The following is a 16158-nucleotide window of genomic DNA, read 5'->3' as shown; positions in this document are numbered from 1 at the left end:
ATGGGAGGTGATCCTCTATAACCTTCTAAGTAAGCCTGATTTTAGCAAAAGGACCGCAAAAAAGAAACCGTTCTCTTTCCTGCATCTTTGCCCCATGTCCGCCTGAAAAAGGATAATGACAGGAACCGCTGTGTTGGGTTACATTTCAACTATGTCAATCCCCGTCCAAACCACCATCAGTTCAGAAAGGTTGACCCCTATGCGAACGAAACTGAACCGGTTCAACACGCTCCGGAACCAAATGCTCTTCGGCTTTCTGTTTGTGATGCTCATTATTTTAACGGTCGTGGGGATCGTGAACTTCGATACGGTCTCCAGGCTGCTGAAAAACAATGCGGAGAAGCATATTCAACAAACGGCCGTTCAGGCGAGCGGGAGGCTGGAGGCCGTTCTGAATCAAATCGATTCCCTGACCACCCAGGTTGCCACCAATACGTACGTACAGCAGGTGCTGCTGGATGAGTCGGCAGGCAAACACGCGACATTCTCGGAGCGCCAATCCTTGCTGAACAGCATCAAAATCGTCCAGACCTACGCCGACGGCGTCAACTCGGTCGAGCTGTACAGCGGCAGCAAGCGCAGGCTGTTCCCGCTGGATGAAGGCGATCTGAACAGCAGAATCAGCCAGAAATGGATCGACACTGCCCGCGAGGAAAAAGGACGCATCGTCTGGATCGGAATCGATCCGCTCAATCCAGACTCCGTGCTGGCCATCCGCAGCGTCAGCCTGATGGACCAATGGTTCAGGCCGGGCGGATATCTCCTGATCCGGATGAACCGGGAGGTTTTTCAAATCGACGAGGCGCTGGGGGGGGATGGCGGCCGCGAAACGATGCTGCTTGCCGACCGGAACTACAGCCTTATCGCCGTGAACGACGACCAGGTCATGCCCTGGGGTATCAAGCCCCTGGTGGATACGCCCGATGCGGTCGTCACCATCGGCGGACAAAAGTACATGCTCGTCAAACAACAGTCCGCCTTGACCGGATGGACGCTGCTGATTCTGACGCCGATCAGCGCCATCACGAGCGGCATATCCGTGCTGCGCACCGCGATCCTGGTCTCGGCGGGCATCGGCAGCATCTTGTTCATCCTGCTGTCCTTCCTGCTGTCGACCCTGATCACGCGCCCGGTCTTCCGCCTGATCAAGACGATGCGCAGCGCCCGGCTCAGCGGTCTGAAGCCGACGGCGCAAATTTCGTCCACGATTGAAATCAACGAGCTCAATCACTCTTACAACCAAATGGTTGGGCATATGAACGAGCTGATCGGGCTCGTCTACGAGAAAGAAATTTTGCAGAGCCGCACGGAATTGAAAGCGCTGCAGGCCCAAATTCATCCACATTTCCTGTTCAACACGCTTGAGGCGCTATACTGGTCTCTCATGGAAAAGGATGAAGACGAGCTTGCCGAATATGTCGTAGCGATGGCTGACCTGTTCCGCTACACGATCACCGGACCGGGCAAGGCGGAATGGGTCCGGCTGGAGGATGAGCTCGAGCATATCGAGCGCTACCTGCTCATCATGAAGATGCGGCTCGGGGACCGTCTGTCCTGGTCGATCACGTCGGCGCCGGCATTGGCATCCGTCCCGATGCCCAAGCTGCTGATCCAGCCCCTGGTGGAGAACGCCATCCTGCACGGCGTCGAAGGCCGAATCGGCCCGGGCAAGGTGTCGGTCGACGCCTCCCTGTCCGCAGACCAGATGCATCTGGTCGTCACCGTGGCCGACGACGGAAAAGGCATGGACGAGGACAGCCTCCGCCGGATCGTCAACGCGCTCCGGACCGGAATGACACCGTCCGCCAAAGGCTCCGGCATGGGCATTTTTAACGTCCAGCAGCGGATCAAGCTCTATTACGGCGGAGACCGGCCGGATGAATCCGGGCTGACCATTGACAGCCGAATCCACCAGGGAACCCGAGTGAGCTTAACCATTCCGATCCAGACAGGGATCCAGATAGGAGAGATGTAACGATGGTTAAATCGAAAACGATTTTGGTCGTAGATGACGAACCCCGTACGAGACAAGGATTAACCCGCATGCTGGAAACTTGGGGGAACGGCGCGTGCAGCGTCATTTCGGCGGACAACGGCCGCGACGCCCTGGATCTGCTGCAACGCGAAGCGGTTGATCTGCTCATTACCGATATCCGCATGCCGGAGATCAGCGGACTGAATCTGTTGCAGCAGCTGGAATCCAGATCTTCGGCCTTAGAGCCGGCCATTATCCTGATCTCCGGTTATGCCGAATTCGATTATGCGCAGCAGGCGATCCAGCTGGGCGTCGTCAATTATTTGCTCAAGCCGATCCGCAAGGACAAGCTGTTCGATGCCGTGGAGAAGGCGCTCCAGGTTCAGGAAGAACGCTCGCGGATGAGCAAGATTCAGCGGATGGTGGACAGCAAGCTCCTTGAGGCCACCGGGGACGTCAATACGCTTGCGGAGCCGGTCCAAGAAGCGCTGCAGTACGTCTCGCAGCATTTGGATCAAGGCTTTGGCCTGCGGGAAGTGGCCGATCATGTCCATTTGAACCCCAGCTATTTCAGCGTCCTCTTTAAGGAGCAGATGGAGATGACCTTTATCGAATATGTCACCCGGCTCCGAATCCAGAAAGCCAAGGAACTCCTGCTGCAGACGAAGCTGCCGGTCGCGGAAATCGCCGAACGCGTCGGCTATCAGACAACCAAGTATTTTAACAAAGTCTTCAAGGACTACGAGGGGGCAAGCCCCGGTGTCTACCGCAAAGGCGGTCATGCAGCATCCAAATAAAATGGAACTATACCCAAACGCTGTGCCCTTATGTCCTCCCCAGGCGGAGTGCTACACTTGGCTTCAGAGGGAAAGCGCATACATCTCTCGCGATGAAACGAAGGGGGAAACGGGCATTTATGAAAAAGAAATGGTTATCCGCATCCATGCTGCTGCTGGCGTTAACACTCGTGCTGTCTGCCTGCGGCGGAAGCAAGAATAGTTCGGACGACGGCAAGACGGCCGCCGGCGGAGGAAGCGCATCCGGCGGATCCGGCGATAAAGTCACGATCAAAATGATGCACCTGTGGCCGGACGGCAGCAACTCCGCGCAAAACAAGCTGGTGAAGCAAATCATCGGCGAGTACGAACAGGCCAACCCGAACGTCAAAATCGAAACGGAAGTGCTGGAGAACGAGCAGTACAAAAATAAGCTGAAGGTCCTCTCCGCCTCCAACAGCCTGCCGGATGTCGGCTTTACATGGGCTGCCGGATTTTTGGAGCCCTACGTCAAGGGCAGCATGTTCGCTCCGCTCGACGACCTGCTCCAAGGCGATTTGAAGGACAAGTTCGTCCCGGGAACGACGGAAGCTTATGCCGTAGACGGCAAAACGTATGCGCTGCCGGTGGAACTGAACATCGTGCCGGTTTACTACAACAAAGAGATTTTTGCCAAATACAATCTGCAGCCTCCAAAGACGTACGACGAATTCAAAAATATCATCAAAACGCTTAACGGCAACAAAGTCACCCCGATCGCGCTAGGGTCGAAGGACGCCTGGACCGGCTCCTTCTGGTATATGTATCTGGCCGACCGGCTTGGCGGCCCGGACGTGCAGGATCAGGCGGTGGCCAGCAGCACGTTCAGCGACCCAAGCCTGATTCAGGCCGCCAAGGAAGCCCAGGATCTGGTGAAGAGCAATGCGTTCGTCAAAGGCTTCAACGGCCTGTCCAACGATGAGGCCAAATCCGAATTCATGAACGAAAAAACCGCGATGTACGCCATGGGAACGTGGGAAGTGCCGAACTACACGACCAATCCGGACATCCCGCAGGAGTTCAAGGACAAAATCGGCTTCTTTAAATTCCCGACCATCGACGGCGGCAAAGGCAGCATTAACGATTGGGTCGGCGGCGTAGGCGTCGGCATGTTCGTCTCCGAAAACTCCAAAGTGAAGGAAGACGCCAAAAAATTCGTCAACTTCTTCGTGAAACGATGGGGAGAGCTCTCCGTGACCGAAGCGGGCATCATACCCGGCACTAAAGTCGATACGTCCAGCGTGAAGCTGCCGCAAATGTTCATTGACGTGCTGAACGAGCTGAACAACGCGAGTAAAGTCATTCTGTACCTCGACGTGCAGATGAAACCGGTTGCCTCCGAGGAGCACCACAACCTAATTCAGGCACTGCTGGGCAATGCCGTTACGCCTGAGGAGTTCGCCAAGAAGCAGGAAGAGGTTCTGAAGACCGGCAAGTAAATGTCACGGTTAGGGATTAAAGGACGAACCGGCGAGCTCCGACGGGGCGTCCTTTTCTCGTATCCGACTAGCATCGTAAGGAGGCTTCCTAGTTATGGACAAAGTGATGTCGAACAAAAGGGTCATCGCACTTTACGTGCTGCCGGCTCTGCTTCTGATCCTGGCCATCATCTATTTTCCCATCGTGCTCACTGGTTATTACGGTCTGATGAAATGGGACGGCGTCAGCAGCATGACCTTTATCGGGCTGGAAAATTACGTAACCCTGATGAAGGACGAAGCGTTCTGGAGCAGCGTGTACCATTCGTTGTTATTCGCGGTGTTATCCACCATCAGTCTGGCCGTGTACATGATTATCGCCCTGATTCTGGCCGGCAGCATTAAAGGTGCGGGACTGCTACGCAAAATCTACCTGATCCCGATGCTGCTCTCTTCCGTCGCCATCGCCCAGCTGTGGCTCAAAATTTACCATCCGACGAGCGGCATCCTAAACACGTTCCTGATCTCGGTTGGCGTTGACGACCCGCCTGCCTGGCTGTCGGAACCGAAGCTGGTGCTGTACGCCCTGTTCGTTCCGATACTGTGGCAGTACGCCGGCTTTTACATCCTGATCTACTATGCCGCCCTGAAGAATATTCCGGCTTCGCTGATCGAAGCGGCCCGAATTGACGGCGCGAACCCGTGGCAAATCGCCCTGCGGATCAAGCTGCCGCTCGTATCCGAAGTCGTCAAAGTGACGATCGTGCTGGCGGTGGTCGGTTCGCTGAAATATTTTGACCTGATCTATGTCATGACCAGCGGCGGACCGAACGGATCCAGTGAGGTGATGGCTTCCTACATGTACCAAAAGGCGTTCCGCGGATTCGATTTCGGCTACGGCAGTGCCATCGGCTTCTTCCTGCTGATCATCTGCATGGTCGCGACATGGGCGATCCGTAAGGCAACCGCCTCCAAAGACACGATTCAATATTCCTGATATAGGGAGGTGCTTATGATGAGAACCGCAAGTCCGGCCGTATCCGTTCCCGTGATGCGGTCTTCCCGGCCTGTCGGTGCCAGAATCGGCTCCGGGCTGCTCTATGTGGTGCTGATTGCGGGAGCGATCCTGCAAATTTTGCCCCTGGTGTGGCTGCTTTTGTTTTCTTTAAAAGACAATCAGGAAGTGTTCAATCTTCCCCCCTTCGCCGTGCCTGCGCATCCGAAATGGGAAAACTACGAAACCGTGTGGCAGCAGGGAAATATCGGCCGTTACTTTATGAACAGCGTCCTGATCACCGTCATTGCCGTCGTGCTGACGATTCTGCTGGCCAGCTTCGTGACCTTTGCGATTACCCGGATGCGCTGGAAGCTCAGCTCTCTCGTCCTCGGACTGTTCATGGTGGGCATGATGATCCCGGTGCATTCGACCCTGATCCCCTTGTTCATCCTGTTTCAAAAGGTGGGGCTGACGGACAACCAGCTCAGCATCATTTTGTCCTACACCGCTTTTAACCTGCCGATTACGATCATGATTTTGCTCGGTTTCTATTACGCGCTGCCGCGCGAAGTGGAAGAGGCCGCCATTATGGACGGCTGCTCCGTGAACCGCATGTTCTTCCGGATCGTGATGCCGATGACGCTCTCCGTCATTGCCACGGCTGCGATCATCAACATGATTTATAACTGGAACGAGTTTATTTTCGTTAACACCTTCATCAGCTCGGATAACTTGAAGACCTTGACGGTCGGCGTTCAGAACTTCGTAGGACAGTACACGACCGACTGGGGTGCCATCGGGGCGACGCTGATGATCAGCATCCTGCCGATCCTCGTCATCTTCCTGGTGCTCAGCAACCGGATCGTGGAGGGTATCGCCGCCGGGTCGGTCAAAGGCTGATACGTTAGGCACACACAAAAAAAGGCTGCCCCAAAAGGTCACAAACCGACCTAAGGGCAGCCTCTCTTTTAATGAAATGGAGGCGCAGGGACCGTATCCCTAACGCCGTCATTCAGGCTGTTTTAGCGGAACCTACTCCCGGGATAGCCTCCTCGTTTTAACTCCTTTTTGGTTTTGGCGGATCTTAAAGTGAAGCGTGCGTTGTCCACGTACCATGAGGTCTGGTCGCTTGCTGAATGGCTTCACATTAATGCGGTACCTGGCTGCTGAAGTCATCCCTGCTGGACTGATCGGTCTGGTAAAATACGACATCGCCGTCTCTTAGCACAAACCGGTTCCCATAAGCGTCCTGGATGTTCCGGTTAAAGCCTTCCATTTGCCATTGATTCATCAGCGGGCCGTAAATGTACTGCAGATGCGGCTTGTTCAGGTCGCCCGCCTGGATGGACTCGAGGTTGAAGTTCACGACGATATAGCCGTTCTTCAGAAAAATGGGGGACTTCTCGTCCAGCCCTCCGTGCGTGCGCCCGTATTCCGCCACATTCGTCCCCGCTTCGACCACATAGGGATCGGCCGGCAGGCTGTACTCGCCGTACCATTTCTGGATCGAGACGTCAGCCCGTTCACGGTCCACCGACTCGGGTACCGGATCCTTCAGGCTGAGAAACGTCCGCAGCTGCTCGGGCAGAATGAAGAGGCTGTAGCTTCCGACCGGCGTTTTCTGCTTGGTGTACTTGTTCACATAGCTGTCGATGTACTCGTTCCGGCGCTGGCTCCCCGTCGTGCCGCCATGATTAAACTTGTAGCCAGCCGTATCCCGCAGCTCCTGTGCGGGCACGTTCCGCAGCCGGTCATTCAAGATGACGTAACGCTGCACATGATCTTCGGACGATCCGATTTTCACAAAATGCTTCGAGCTTGTGCTGTAGTACAGATCCACCGGAATCCGCGTGTCGCCGCGGCTGTTGATGGCCTTCCCGTCTTTTCTGACGTAATAGAAGGTTGGCGTGATGCGGATCCCGTCCAGTGAACCGAACATGTTCCCTTTTGTTTTGAAATCAAACTTGAAGTGGTATCCGGTCTTGATGGACACGTTCTTGAATCCCTGCAGCGGACTGCTTCCCGGACGGATCGGCAGCGTAAAGAGGGCTGCATTGCCCCGCAGATCGCCATCGATCCCTTTCTGACCGACCCAGTAGGTGACGCCCGTCTGGACCGCGCTGCCCTTCTGAGACCGGAACACGGTCTCCCAGTTGTAATCGGCGATATCGGTCACGTGAAAATCGTACAGCCTTCCAATGACGTCAACCGCCACCTCGTCATATGCGGCGTGATGCACCAGGCTGGTATTGGCGTCATTTTGCTGCGTATAGTCTGCAGGGGCATTTTCGGCAATATTACGAAAGGCGATCTGGTACGGACCTTCGTCCACCCATACCGGTAAATAAAAGGTCGTGTCCAGCTGGCCGACCGGGATGTCCACCCACGTATTTTTCGGAATAAACGCCGTCCGGGTTCCATCGTAGACATCAAATGGAAACTTGACCTGCTTGATGCGGAAATACTTGGCGTAATCCCGGTTACCGTAGCCCGGGTAGCTGACATGCTGGCCGCTCGTCGGAATCCGGACCGTGAACGGACGCTCGAGAATCAGGGCGGACCGGCTGGCGTCCGGAATTGTTTTCTGGTTGTGCGCCGCATCGTCCGACACCGAAGAATAGTTGACCACCGGCGTATGGACCGTCACGGTGTTGATGCCGTAGATCGGATATTCCTGGTTCTGCCCGCCGTTAATATTGCCAGGCATCAGGTCATATCCGATTTTGCCCGCGCTCGGCGTATCTTGTTTATTGGTTTTGCTGCGATCGATCATATTTCCCGGGCTATACAGCACATTTTCACCGATCTGGGGCGGCTCGGGAATTTGCGTCGGCGACGGGCCCGACTCCTCAACCTTCTGGCTGTTCATGATCGTCTGCCCGTTAAAGACCAGCGAGTCATTGGCCACCTGGATTTTGCCGACGGCTTTCTCCGCTTCTCCCTTCAAGGCGCCTTCGTCATTCGGCACCGATGGTTTGGACTTGCCCCCGTTCAGTGTCTGCCCGGCAGCCGTAAGCTCCCCGGGCGGAGCAGGCGGATCGTAATTTCCGTTCGTGGCGGCGGCATAATACGGTGCGCTGTACCCGCTAGGCTGTATGGCTATTCGTCCGCCCGGCAGGGCGTAATTGTCAAGAATCGCTTCGCGGATTTGGTAGACCTCCAGATTCTCGATTTTCCAGAAAGCATACCGCCGCTCAATCTGGTAAGAGTAGGTTTTACTTTCGGTCTCGCTCTGCGGATCCGGCTCGGTATGCGTTCCTTTGCCGTCCGCGTTCGGCACTTCCTTGCCCGGGTCCCAGTTCAGCGTATACTCCTTGGTCACATTGACCGTATACGTGCATGTCCCGGTCATTTGCACGAATTTGTCCTGAACCAAATGATTCCGGGCGAGCACATTACCGTATAAACTCTCGGAGGTCGGAATGCCCTGAAGCACGTCAAAACGTTCGCTGCCGCGGGTATCCGCGCGGATTTTAGCCGTAACGACCGGGTCCATGTATTTGCCGGTCATCGATTGATCCGGCGCCGGCTCGGTGCAGGTTACCCCGGGATCCGGGGGATCGACCGGCGGCGGTCCGTCCCCGCCCCCATCGCCGACGGTGACAGTGGCTGTGCCCATAAGATAATAAAGCCCACTTTTCCATACCGCTGTTATTTTCGCGGTTCCCTTGCCCTCAGCATGCACTTTACCATTATTATCTACTGTAGCAACAGCCTTGTTATCCGAACTCCAAGTGGTTTCTGTTCTTGATGATACATCCACATAATCACCAAAGTTTGTGTTCCCCTTAACTTCAAAGGGTTTAGTACGAACTTCTCCCTTAAATGTCTTATCCTCTCCCTTTTTCATCGAAGCACTTCCAGGTGTTACTCGTATTTCCTTGAGCTCTTTGGCTATCCCGGTCCATGAAAGATTTACTGTGACATCATACCTGAGTTGAAATTTGGGATAGCCATTCGGTCTATGTTTAATATCAAGCTCCTTTCGTTCTGTGAAAGGTATGCTCCCGCCCGTCTTCACCCAAAGCATCAAACTTATATTATCGCTTAATGTTTCTATGTTAGGAATATGGCTTGTCCCCGCCTTAAAGTTTCTGAAATAGGTAAACTCTGTCTCTTCTTTCACTATTTTTATATCCTCTATTGCGGCCTTGGGTACCTTCGAATTATCTGCATCAAAAAAATTACCAGGAGAATAATCTAGTGAATTTATTTTTACACCAGTTTCCTTTTCAGCCGGATAAGGAGCGACATCTGTACCAGCCATTGGCGAGTCATCAGTTATTCCATTGTCATTTCGATCAGCCCTAAAAGAGCCATCGTCTAATTGATACCAATACACTCCTGGATTACCTGGTGCAGTTGCTGAAACTTTTTTAGTAACGACTTGTCGATTTGTTGGTCCCAAAGGGGTGACAGTGCTATCGGATGGATAACTCGCATCACTAGCTGCTCTTACTTCGTTAGGTTTGGAAGGGTACCCACCGATAAGTAGTAATAAAATTAGGAACAAAAGAAGTGTTGTCTTCAACCGAGTCCTCATTCTATTTCCTCCCTAGCCTACTTCCGTAGGATAATGCCTCCGTACGATCCATCATCAGCAACAATATTTCTGAGGACACTATCCCCGTGGGTTACATATCTTGGAACTACAGAATAGCTCCAAAACCTTGTCTCCTTGCCTTTCACAAAGAACTTTGATCCATCATTAGGTAATGTTTTATAGCCAAACTTTGTTGGGCCTTGTCCATAAACCCTAATTCCACCTTGTAGAAAGGACGTCATCCCGTTCGAGTAATGTGCCAATTTAAAGGAGTCGGTTAATGGAGAAACTGATGAATCTATAAATACAAGATAAGAGTCATCTAAAAATAAAGTTTCCTTATCGGCAAACATTTGACCATATATACTTCCAGGCTGATCTGAACTTGTACCACCTAAAAAGATATAATGATGAATTTTCACCTTGCCAGCCCCATTACGCAAGCTAGTGTTTTTATTTAAAATTGATTGCAGTGTATGTTCGTTTGGGGGATCAATATAAGATGTAACCGTCAAATGATTCGTCCCCGTCGTCCCCACTTCCCGCAGCTCGTTCAATCCCTTAAACGCGCTTGGTGCCTTCGTCTGCGTCGTTTCGTAACGCTGGATGATCACCGCCACCTCCGCGCGTGTGGTCGTTTTGTCGCCACCGAAGCTGTCGTCCGGATACCCGGACATGAGTCCCGTGCCCAGCATGACCGACACGTACGGATAGCCGGCTTTGTTCAAACCGCCCTTATAATACTCCGTCACCGGAACGATCGTGCCCTTCGTATCCTCGAGCGCCTGCTTGTACTCCCCGTCACGGGCCGCCAATCCCGAGGCCATCCACTTCGCCATTTCCACCCGTGTCAGCGGAGTGCCTGGCTTAAAGCCGTTTGCATAATCGGCCGGACTGAAAAAGCCTTTCCCCGCCGCCTCGCTCACTTCCTTCTCGCTCCAGTGCCCGGCCAAATCAGAAAAAGCTGCTGCTCCGCCAGCGTTTTCGTTCGTCGAAACCCTGGCCAGAATCGCCGCAAATTCGGCCCGCGTGACCGGGTCGCTCGGTCTGAATTTGCCGCTGCCGTCTCCTTTCAAGTAACCCTTGGACACCGCATCGTTTATGGCCTGATAGGCCCAATGGGACGCCGGTACATCCTTAAAGGCCGCAGCCGCGGCTGCAGGCACCGGCTGTTCGATCGCTCCTGCCGCTCCGAGGATCATCGCCCCGGCTAAAATGGTCATCAACATTGCTTTGAACATGCTTCTTCCGCTCCAATCTTTTAAAATATGCACCTTCTTCAATTTCCTAATTCCTCTTAAATTCATTAACTTCCTGATTCTTTCTGACAACTGTTACATCTAGCTCCCTAATACTTCCCGATATCGTCTGAGCTGCTGCTTCCTTTGTTGCTCTGAACCTAAACCCTCTTGCTAAAAAAGTATGTTTTCCTTAACCGACGGGACTGCTTGCCCACGCGTGGCCCTAAGCAGCCGCACCTCCTTATGTATTCCTGTGAAACTTCTGTCCTATTTGTCATAGGACTACTTGCAGTATACTACAGCATTTTCGCAAAATTTGTCATTAATTGTCACTAAAACGAATATCTCCTATTATATGGATACAATGGATGTATCAGATACCCTTTTCGCGAAAGGCACTTACATCACAAAATACAAAAAGGCAAAGCAGAAATGCATTCCTGCTTTGCCAGTGCTCCATGCCAGACCTATTAACTGTACGGCACGAACCGCGCTCCCGCCTTTTCTACAATCCACTTTTTCGGCGGCAATCCTTATGTTTTACGAAAAAGCGCCCGCCTGCACCTCACCAAACCGGTTCGGCCGGAACGCTCCAAACCATTCCGGCAGCTGCTTGCCCTCCACGCTATCGGCAATCAGCGCGGCCGTTACCGGGCTGAGCAGGATGCCGTTGCGGTAGTGACCGGCGGCCGCAAAGATATGGCCGGCATCGTCCAGCCGCCCGATCAACGGCCTGCCGTCGAGAACCGCCGGGCGCAGTCCCGCCCAGCGGTGAAACGGCTGTACCTCACCAAGCGCGGGCAGCACCTGTTTGTTCCACTCCGTCAGCCGCCGGATGCCTTTGTCCGTGACGGTCGTATCGAATCCGGCGATATCCTCCGAGGCGCCGCATACGAGCGTTCCGTTCGCTTTTTGGACCAGGTACCCCTGACTGGTGAACACGAGATGACGAAGCGGCTCCCGCTCCTCACCCCAGGCGTAGGCGCATATTTGACCCCGGATCGGATAGACGGGAATCCGGATACCGAGGGTCTCAGACAACTCCTGAATCCACGCACCTGTGCTGATTAAGAGCTGATCCCCAACGAACCGTTCTCCATTACCGGCCAACAGCGCGACTCCCTTTTGGCATTCAGTCAGCTCGATCCGGCCAAGATACTCATGGATCTGCACGCCGGAAACCAGGCATGCCCGTTTGACCGCTTCCGTTAAGTCCGGGGCATACACATGGCTCTCCGCCGGTGTCCGCAGCGCGGCAACTGCGCCTTGCGCCAGCCCCGGTTCGGCATCGAACAGCGCGCTCCCCGTTAATATCTCGCCCCCGGAGCCCCATCTCCGCTGCCATTCCAGCCGGCTCTCCAGCGCCAGCAAATCCGCCTCGTGCCTCGCGATGTACAAGCTGCCGGTTTCCGCATATTCGAAAGGGACGCCGGAAATGTCCTTCACCGCCTGCTGCCACTGCGGATACAGCGACAAGCTCTCGCGGCACAACCGGAAGAACTCGTCCGGCGATTCCACGTTCTCCGAATACGGAGCGAGCATCCCTGCCGCCGCGCCGGAAGCCTGCCCGCCGCAGTGCCCCTTTTCGAGGAGTGTGACGTTCAGGCCCCGGCGGCGCAGCTCCAGCGCGCAGGATAATCCGATGATGCCGCCGCCCATGACGATGATGTCTCCGTTCATTGTTACAGCCCCCTGTAATCTTTTTTTATTCGATCACGAGCGACTCCAGGCCGCTGCTGGCCGAGGCATACTTTTTCTTCGGAATCCGCCCGGACAGGTAAGCCAAACGCCCCGCCTCAACCGCAAGCCTCATCGACCGGGCCATCATCACGGGATCTTTGGCTTTGGCGACCGGGGTATTCATCAGAACGCCGGAGACCCCAAGCTCCATCGCCAACGCCACGTCACTGGCCGTCCCCAGCCCCGCATCCACAATAACAGGAACAGACAGCTCCTCCACAATTAAGCCGAGGTGGTACGGATTCAGAATGCCGAGGCCGGTGCCGATGGGCGCCGCGCCGGGCATGACCGCGGCTGCCCCGGCCTCCTCCAGCTTTTTGCAGATCACCGGGTCATCGGAAATATACGGCAGCACCGTAAAGCCTTCCTTGACCAATATTTCCGTTGCTTTTAACGTTTCAATGGGGTCGGGCAGGAGCGTGCGCTTATTGGCGCTGATCTCTACCTTGATCCAGTCGCTGAGTCCCGACGCCCGGGCCAGCCGCGCAATCCGGACCGCCTCATCGGCTGTTTTCGCCCCCGACGTGTTGGGAAGATAAATGTACTTCTGGGGCTCCACATGCTGCAGAATCGAGTCATCTTCCACCGAATCTAGATGGATGCGGCGGATGGCGAACGTCAGCACCTCGGATCCCGAAGCCTTGATCGCCTCCATCTGCACATAGGGATCGGGAAACAGCCCGGTACCCAGAAACAACCGCGATGACAATTCCTGTCCTCCAACTTGCCAAGTATCTCTGCTCATTCTTTTCTTCAACCTCCCGCTACAAAATGGACCAGTTCCAGCTTCATCCCGGGCACGACCGGCGTCGTCTCCCACTGCTCGATCCTCAGCACCCGTCCGTCCGCTTCCACCATGACCGGCCTGCCGGAAAGCCCCAGAAGACGAAGCACATCGGCTACCGTCTCGGCCGCGAGCTCCCTTGGTGCTCCGTTAATGACCAGCTCCATCCACCGCTCCTCCTTTGCGCTCCAGCTTGTGAATGAACGCCCGGCACACCGCTTCCGGGTCAGGGCTGCCTACGATTTCGCTGACCGCGCATACGCGGCTTGCACCGGCCTGGATCACTTCATCCACATTGCCCAGCTTGATGCCGCCGATCGCCACAAACGGAATCCGGATGATCCCGGCGACTTCCCGAATGTACGAAAGACCGACCGGATCCACCACATCCGCCTTCGTAGCCGTCGCATAGATGGGCCCGACGCCGATATAATCCGCCCCATCCTCTTCGGCTCGCTTCGCTTCCGAAATCGCATGGGTGGATATGCCGACGATCTTGGAGCCGACAAGCCTTCTGGCCTCGGCGATCGGCATATCGCCCTGTCCGAGATGAATCCCGTCCGCGTCCACCTCCATCGCGATATCGACATGATCGTTCACGATGAGCGGAACGCCGTAGCGGCGGGTCAGCACCCGCAGCTCCGCCGCCTTGTGCAGAAGCTCCTCCCTGCCGCTCGTTTTGTCGCGGAACTGAACGATATCCGCGCCTCCCCGAATGGCTTGCTCCATCACGTCCACCAGCCGGCGTCCCGGATGGAACGTCTCGCCGGTGATCGCATACAAACGAAAATCGACCATGACTGCTGCTCCTCTCTTTTCCTTTGCTTTTCCCTCCATTTCATGCCGGCCTCTATCATCGCGAAGGGTAAGCCTTCAGTCCGCGAAAACGTCCTCTTACCCGCTCAACACAAAAAAACCATTCGAGAAAATACACGAATGGCATTGCAATTCGAATGATATTCTCTACGCCAGCATTACCTGGATCAGATTAACGGTCCGCAGCATAAGGCTGCCATCTCAGCCGGACTTCATCCAGCACCCGCATTCCTATTTAATTTCACAACCACTATAGCCCAAACGGCCGACATTTGGCAATAGGCCAGGAAGCGTCACCGGGTATCGGAACGCCTATCTCATCCATACAAACGATTCTCGCAAAATTTCATATTTTGGGATGCGGCAAACTTCTTATTTTATCTCTCGCGTCATCACATATCATCCCCGCCCGTGAATATAAATGTTTAACAAGCCAAAGTTTGTGCTGAGTATGCGAACATGGGAGGTGCCTGAACATGCCATCAGACGATCATTCGCTGTTTGTGGTGTCCAAGGAGGACTGGTCACTGCACCGAAAAGGGTACCAGGATCAGGTCCGCCATCAGGAGAAGGTTAAGGAAATCATCAAGCAGAACCTGCCCGACCTGATCACCGAAGAAAACATCGTGATGTCGGACGGTAAGCAAATCATCAAGGTGCCCATCCGGAGCCTCGATGAATACCGTTTCATTTATAACTACCAGAAGCAAAAGCATGTCGGTCAGGGAGACGGCGACAGTCAGGTGGGAGACGTGCTGGGCAGGGATCCGGTGCAAAAGCCGGGTCAAGGCGAAAAAGCCGGCGACCAGCCCGGCCAGGACATTATGGAAGCCGAGATCAGCATCGAGGACTTGGAGAACATGCTGTTCGACCAGCTGGAGCTGCCGAATATGAAACCGAAAGAACAGCAGGATGTCGAAACCGAATCGATCACGTTCAACGACATCCGCAAAAAGGGCATGCAGTCCAATATCGACAAGAAGCGGACGATTCTGGAAAATCTTCGGCGGAACGCCACCAGCGGCAAGCCGGGAATTCACCATATCAGCCCCGACGATCTGCGCTACAAAACGTGGGAGGATATCGTCGTTCCCCACTCCAGCGCAGTCATCATTGCAATGATGGATACCTCCGGGTCCATGGGCACGTTTGAAAAATACTGCGCGCGCAGCTTTTTCTTCTGGATGACCCGTTTCCTGCGCCGCCAGTACGAAAAGGTCGACATCGTCTTTGTGGCCCATCATACGGAAGCCAAGGAAGTCACCGAAGAGGATTTCTTTACCCGGGGCGAGAGCGGGGGAACGATCTGCTCGTCCGCCTACCAGAAGGCGCTGGAAATCATCGACCGGCGCTACCCGCCCGCCAAGTACAACATTTATCCGTTTCATTTCTCGGACGGCGACAATTTGACATCCGATAACGAACGCTGCGTGCGACTGATCGGCGAGCTGCTCAAAGTCAGCAACATGTTCGGCTACGGGGAGGTCAACCAGTACAACCGGAGCAGCACGCTGATGTCCGCGTACCGGAATATCAAACTCGACCAGTTCATGTATTACGTGATCAAGGAAAAGGGCGAAGTCTACCAGGCGCTGCGGACGTTCTTCAAAAAGCAGGAAGGCGCGCTGACCTAAGGGCCGTCTCTTCAAACGCAGCATTTTGCGGTATCTAAAAAGTCGTTGTCCGCTTACGCCAAGTAACCGGCAACGACTTTCTTTGCGTGGCCTCCTGATGACCGCCAAATCTTATCCCTCCTGGTCCTGCCCCCCTTTCCGGAATGCATTCCGGAGTTCTTCCAAGGTATGCATGACATCTCCTCCTGATCGCTA

The 16158-nt window shown here is 54.5% G+C and carries 12 protein-coding genes and 1 riboswitch; of the genes, 6 read left to right on the top strand and 6 right to left on the bottom strand.

Going from position 1 to position 16158, the window contains the following annotated elements:
- Positions 1-199: 199 nt before the first annotated feature.
- The 5 genes from CJP46_RS11010 to CJP46_RS10990 all read left to right on the top strand — a co-directional run bounded on the left by CJP46_RS11010 (position 200) and on the right by CJP46_RS10990 (position 6105).
- Positions 200-1975 (top strand): sensor histidine kinase, encoded by a 1776-nt coding sequence (locus CJP46_RS11010; protein WP_094595639.1) that lies wholly within the window; start codon positions 200-202, stop codon positions 1973-1975.
- Positions 1976-1977: 2 nt separating this feature from the next.
- Positions 1978-2772, top strand: coding sequence for a response regulator transcription factor (locus CJP46_RS11005; RefSeq protein ID WP_094595638.1), 795 nt, complete (start codon positions 1978-1980; stop codon positions 2770-2772).
- A gap of 119 nt (positions 2773-2891) precedes the next feature.
- Positions 2892-4229, top strand: coding sequence for an extracellular solute-binding protein (locus tag CJP46_RS11000; RefSeq protein ID WP_094595637.1), 1338 nt, complete (start codon positions 2892-2894; stop codon positions 4227-4229).
- 94 nt (positions 4230-4323) lie between these two features.
- Entirely contained in the window at positions 4324-5205 is an 882-nt protein-coding gene (locus CJP46_RS10995) for a carbohydrate ABC transporter permease (protein WP_094595636.1), read from the top strand.
- 54 nt (positions 5206-5259) lie between these two features.
- Positions 5260-6105, top strand: coding sequence for a carbohydrate ABC transporter permease (locus CJP46_RS10990; RefSeq protein ID WP_373557988.1), 846 nt, complete (start codon positions 5260-5262; stop codon positions 6103-6105).
- A 247-nt stretch (positions 6106-6352) separates the two neighbouring features.
- Here CJP46_RS10990 and CJP46_RS10985 read toward each other — a convergent pair whose 3' ends face one another.
- The 6 genes from CJP46_RS10985 to thiE all read right to left on the bottom strand — a co-directional run bounded on the left by CJP46_RS10985 (position 6353) and on the right by thiE (position 14311).
- Positions 6353-9235 (bottom strand): DUF5704 domain-containing protein, encoded by a 2883-nt coding sequence (locus CJP46_RS10985; protein ID WP_256992332.1) that lies wholly within the window; start codon positions 9233-9235, stop codon positions 6353-6355.
- A 530-nt stretch (positions 9236-9765) separates the two neighbouring features.
- Positions 9766-10989 (bottom strand): S-layer homology domain-containing protein, encoded by a 1224-nt coding sequence (locus tag CJP46_RS10980; RefSeq protein WP_179281126.1) that lies wholly within the window; start codon positions 10987-10989, stop codon positions 9766-9768.
- A 540-nt stretch (positions 10990-11529) separates the two neighbouring features.
- Positions 11530-12669, bottom strand: coding sequence for a glycine oxidase ThiO (gene thiO, locus CJP46_RS10975; RefSeq protein ID WP_094595632.1), 1140 nt, complete (start codon positions 12667-12669; stop codon positions 11530-11532).
- A gap of 25 nt (positions 12670-12694) precedes the next feature.
- On the bottom strand, positions 12695-13474 hold the full coding sequence (locus CJP46_RS10970) for a thiazole synthase (RefSeq protein ID WP_094595631.1): 780 nt from the start codon (positions 13472-13474) through the stop codon (positions 12695-12697).
- Positions 13475-13482: 8 nt separating this feature from the next.
- On the bottom strand, positions 13483-13680 hold the full coding sequence (gene thiS, locus CJP46_RS10965) for a sulfur carrier protein ThiS (RefSeq protein WP_094595630.1): 198 nt from the start codon (positions 13678-13680) through the stop codon (positions 13483-13485).
- On the bottom strand, positions 13664-14311 hold the full coding sequence (thiE, locus tag CJP46_RS10960; RefSeq protein WP_094595629.1) for a thiamine phosphate synthase: 648 nt from the start codon (positions 14309-14311) through the stop codon (positions 13664-13666). The genes thiS and thiE overlap by 17 nt, the downstream gene beginning before the upstream one ends.
- A gap of 145 nt (positions 14312-14456) precedes the next feature.
- Positions 14457-14566: riboswitch (TPP riboswitch) on the bottom strand.
- 239 nt (positions 14567-14805) lie between these two features.
- On the opposite strand from thiE, the gene yhbH reads away from it, so the two are divergent.
- A complete protein-coding gene (gene yhbH / locus CJP46_RS10955) occupies positions 14806-15963 on the top strand; it encodes a sporulation protein YhbH (protein WP_094595628.1) in 1158 nt (385 codons plus the stop codon).
- The last annotated feature ends 195 nt before the right edge of the window (positions 15964-16158 follow it).

The organism is Paenibacillus sp. XY044 (assembly GCF_002257645.1).
Lineage (GTDB): Bacteria > Bacillota > Bacilli > Paenibacillales > Paenibacillaceae > Paenibacillus_AQ.
Note: the sequence above shows the minus strand (reverse complement) of the source record. Positions and strands in the feature narration are given on the sequence as shown.

What these genes read in the sequence shown, in the direction of transcription:
- CJP46_RS11010 (WP_094595639.1), top strand. Translation starts at nt 200, where the DNA reads ATGCGAACGAAACTGAACCGGTTCAACACGCTCCGGAACCAAATGCTC.
- CJP46_RS11005 (WP_094595638.1), top strand. Translation starts at nt 1,978, where the DNA reads ATGGTTAAATCGAAAACGATTTTGGTCGTAGATGACGAACCCCGTACG.
- CJP46_RS11000 (WP_094595637.1), top strand. Translation starts at nt 2,892, where the DNA reads ATGAAAAAGAAATGGTTATCCGCATCCATGCTGCTGCTGGCGTTAACA.
- CJP46_RS10995 (WP_094595636.1), top strand. Translation starts at nt 4,324, where the DNA reads ATGGACAAAGTGATGTCGAACAAAAGGGTCATCGCACTTTACGTGCTG.
- CJP46_RS10990 (WP_373557988.1), top strand. Translation starts at nt 5,260, where the DNA reads ATGCGGTCTTCCCGGCCTGTCGGTGCCAGAATCGGCTCCGGGCTGCTC.
- CJP46_RS10985 (WP_256992332.1), bottom strand. Translation starts at nt 9,235, where the DNA reads ATGCTTTGGGTGAAGACGGGCGGGAGCATACCTTTCACAGAACGAAAG.
- CJP46_RS10980 (WP_179281126.1), bottom strand. Translation starts at nt 10,989, where the DNA reads ATGTTCAAAGCAATGTTGATGACCATTTTAGCCGGGGCGATGATCCTC.
- thiO (WP_094595632.1), bottom strand. Translation starts at nt 12,669, where the DNA reads ATGAACGGAGACATCATCGTCATGGGCGGCGGCATCATCGGATTATCC.
- CJP46_RS10970 (WP_094595631.1), bottom strand. Translation starts at nt 13,474, where the DNA reads ATGAGCAGAGATACTTGGCAAGTTGGAGGACAGGAATTGTCATCGCGG.
- thiS (WP_094595630.1), bottom strand. Translation starts at nt 13,680, where the DNA reads ATGGAGCTGGTCATTAACGGAGCACCAAGGGAGCTCGCGGCCGAGACG.
- thiE (WP_094595629.1), bottom strand. Translation starts at nt 14,311, where the DNA reads ATGGTCGATTTTCGTTTGTATGCGATCACCGGCGAGACGTTCCATCCG.
- yhbH (WP_094595628.1), top strand. Translation starts at nt 14,806, where the DNA reads ATGCCATCAGACGATCATTCGCTGTTTGTGGTGTCCAAGGAGGACTGG.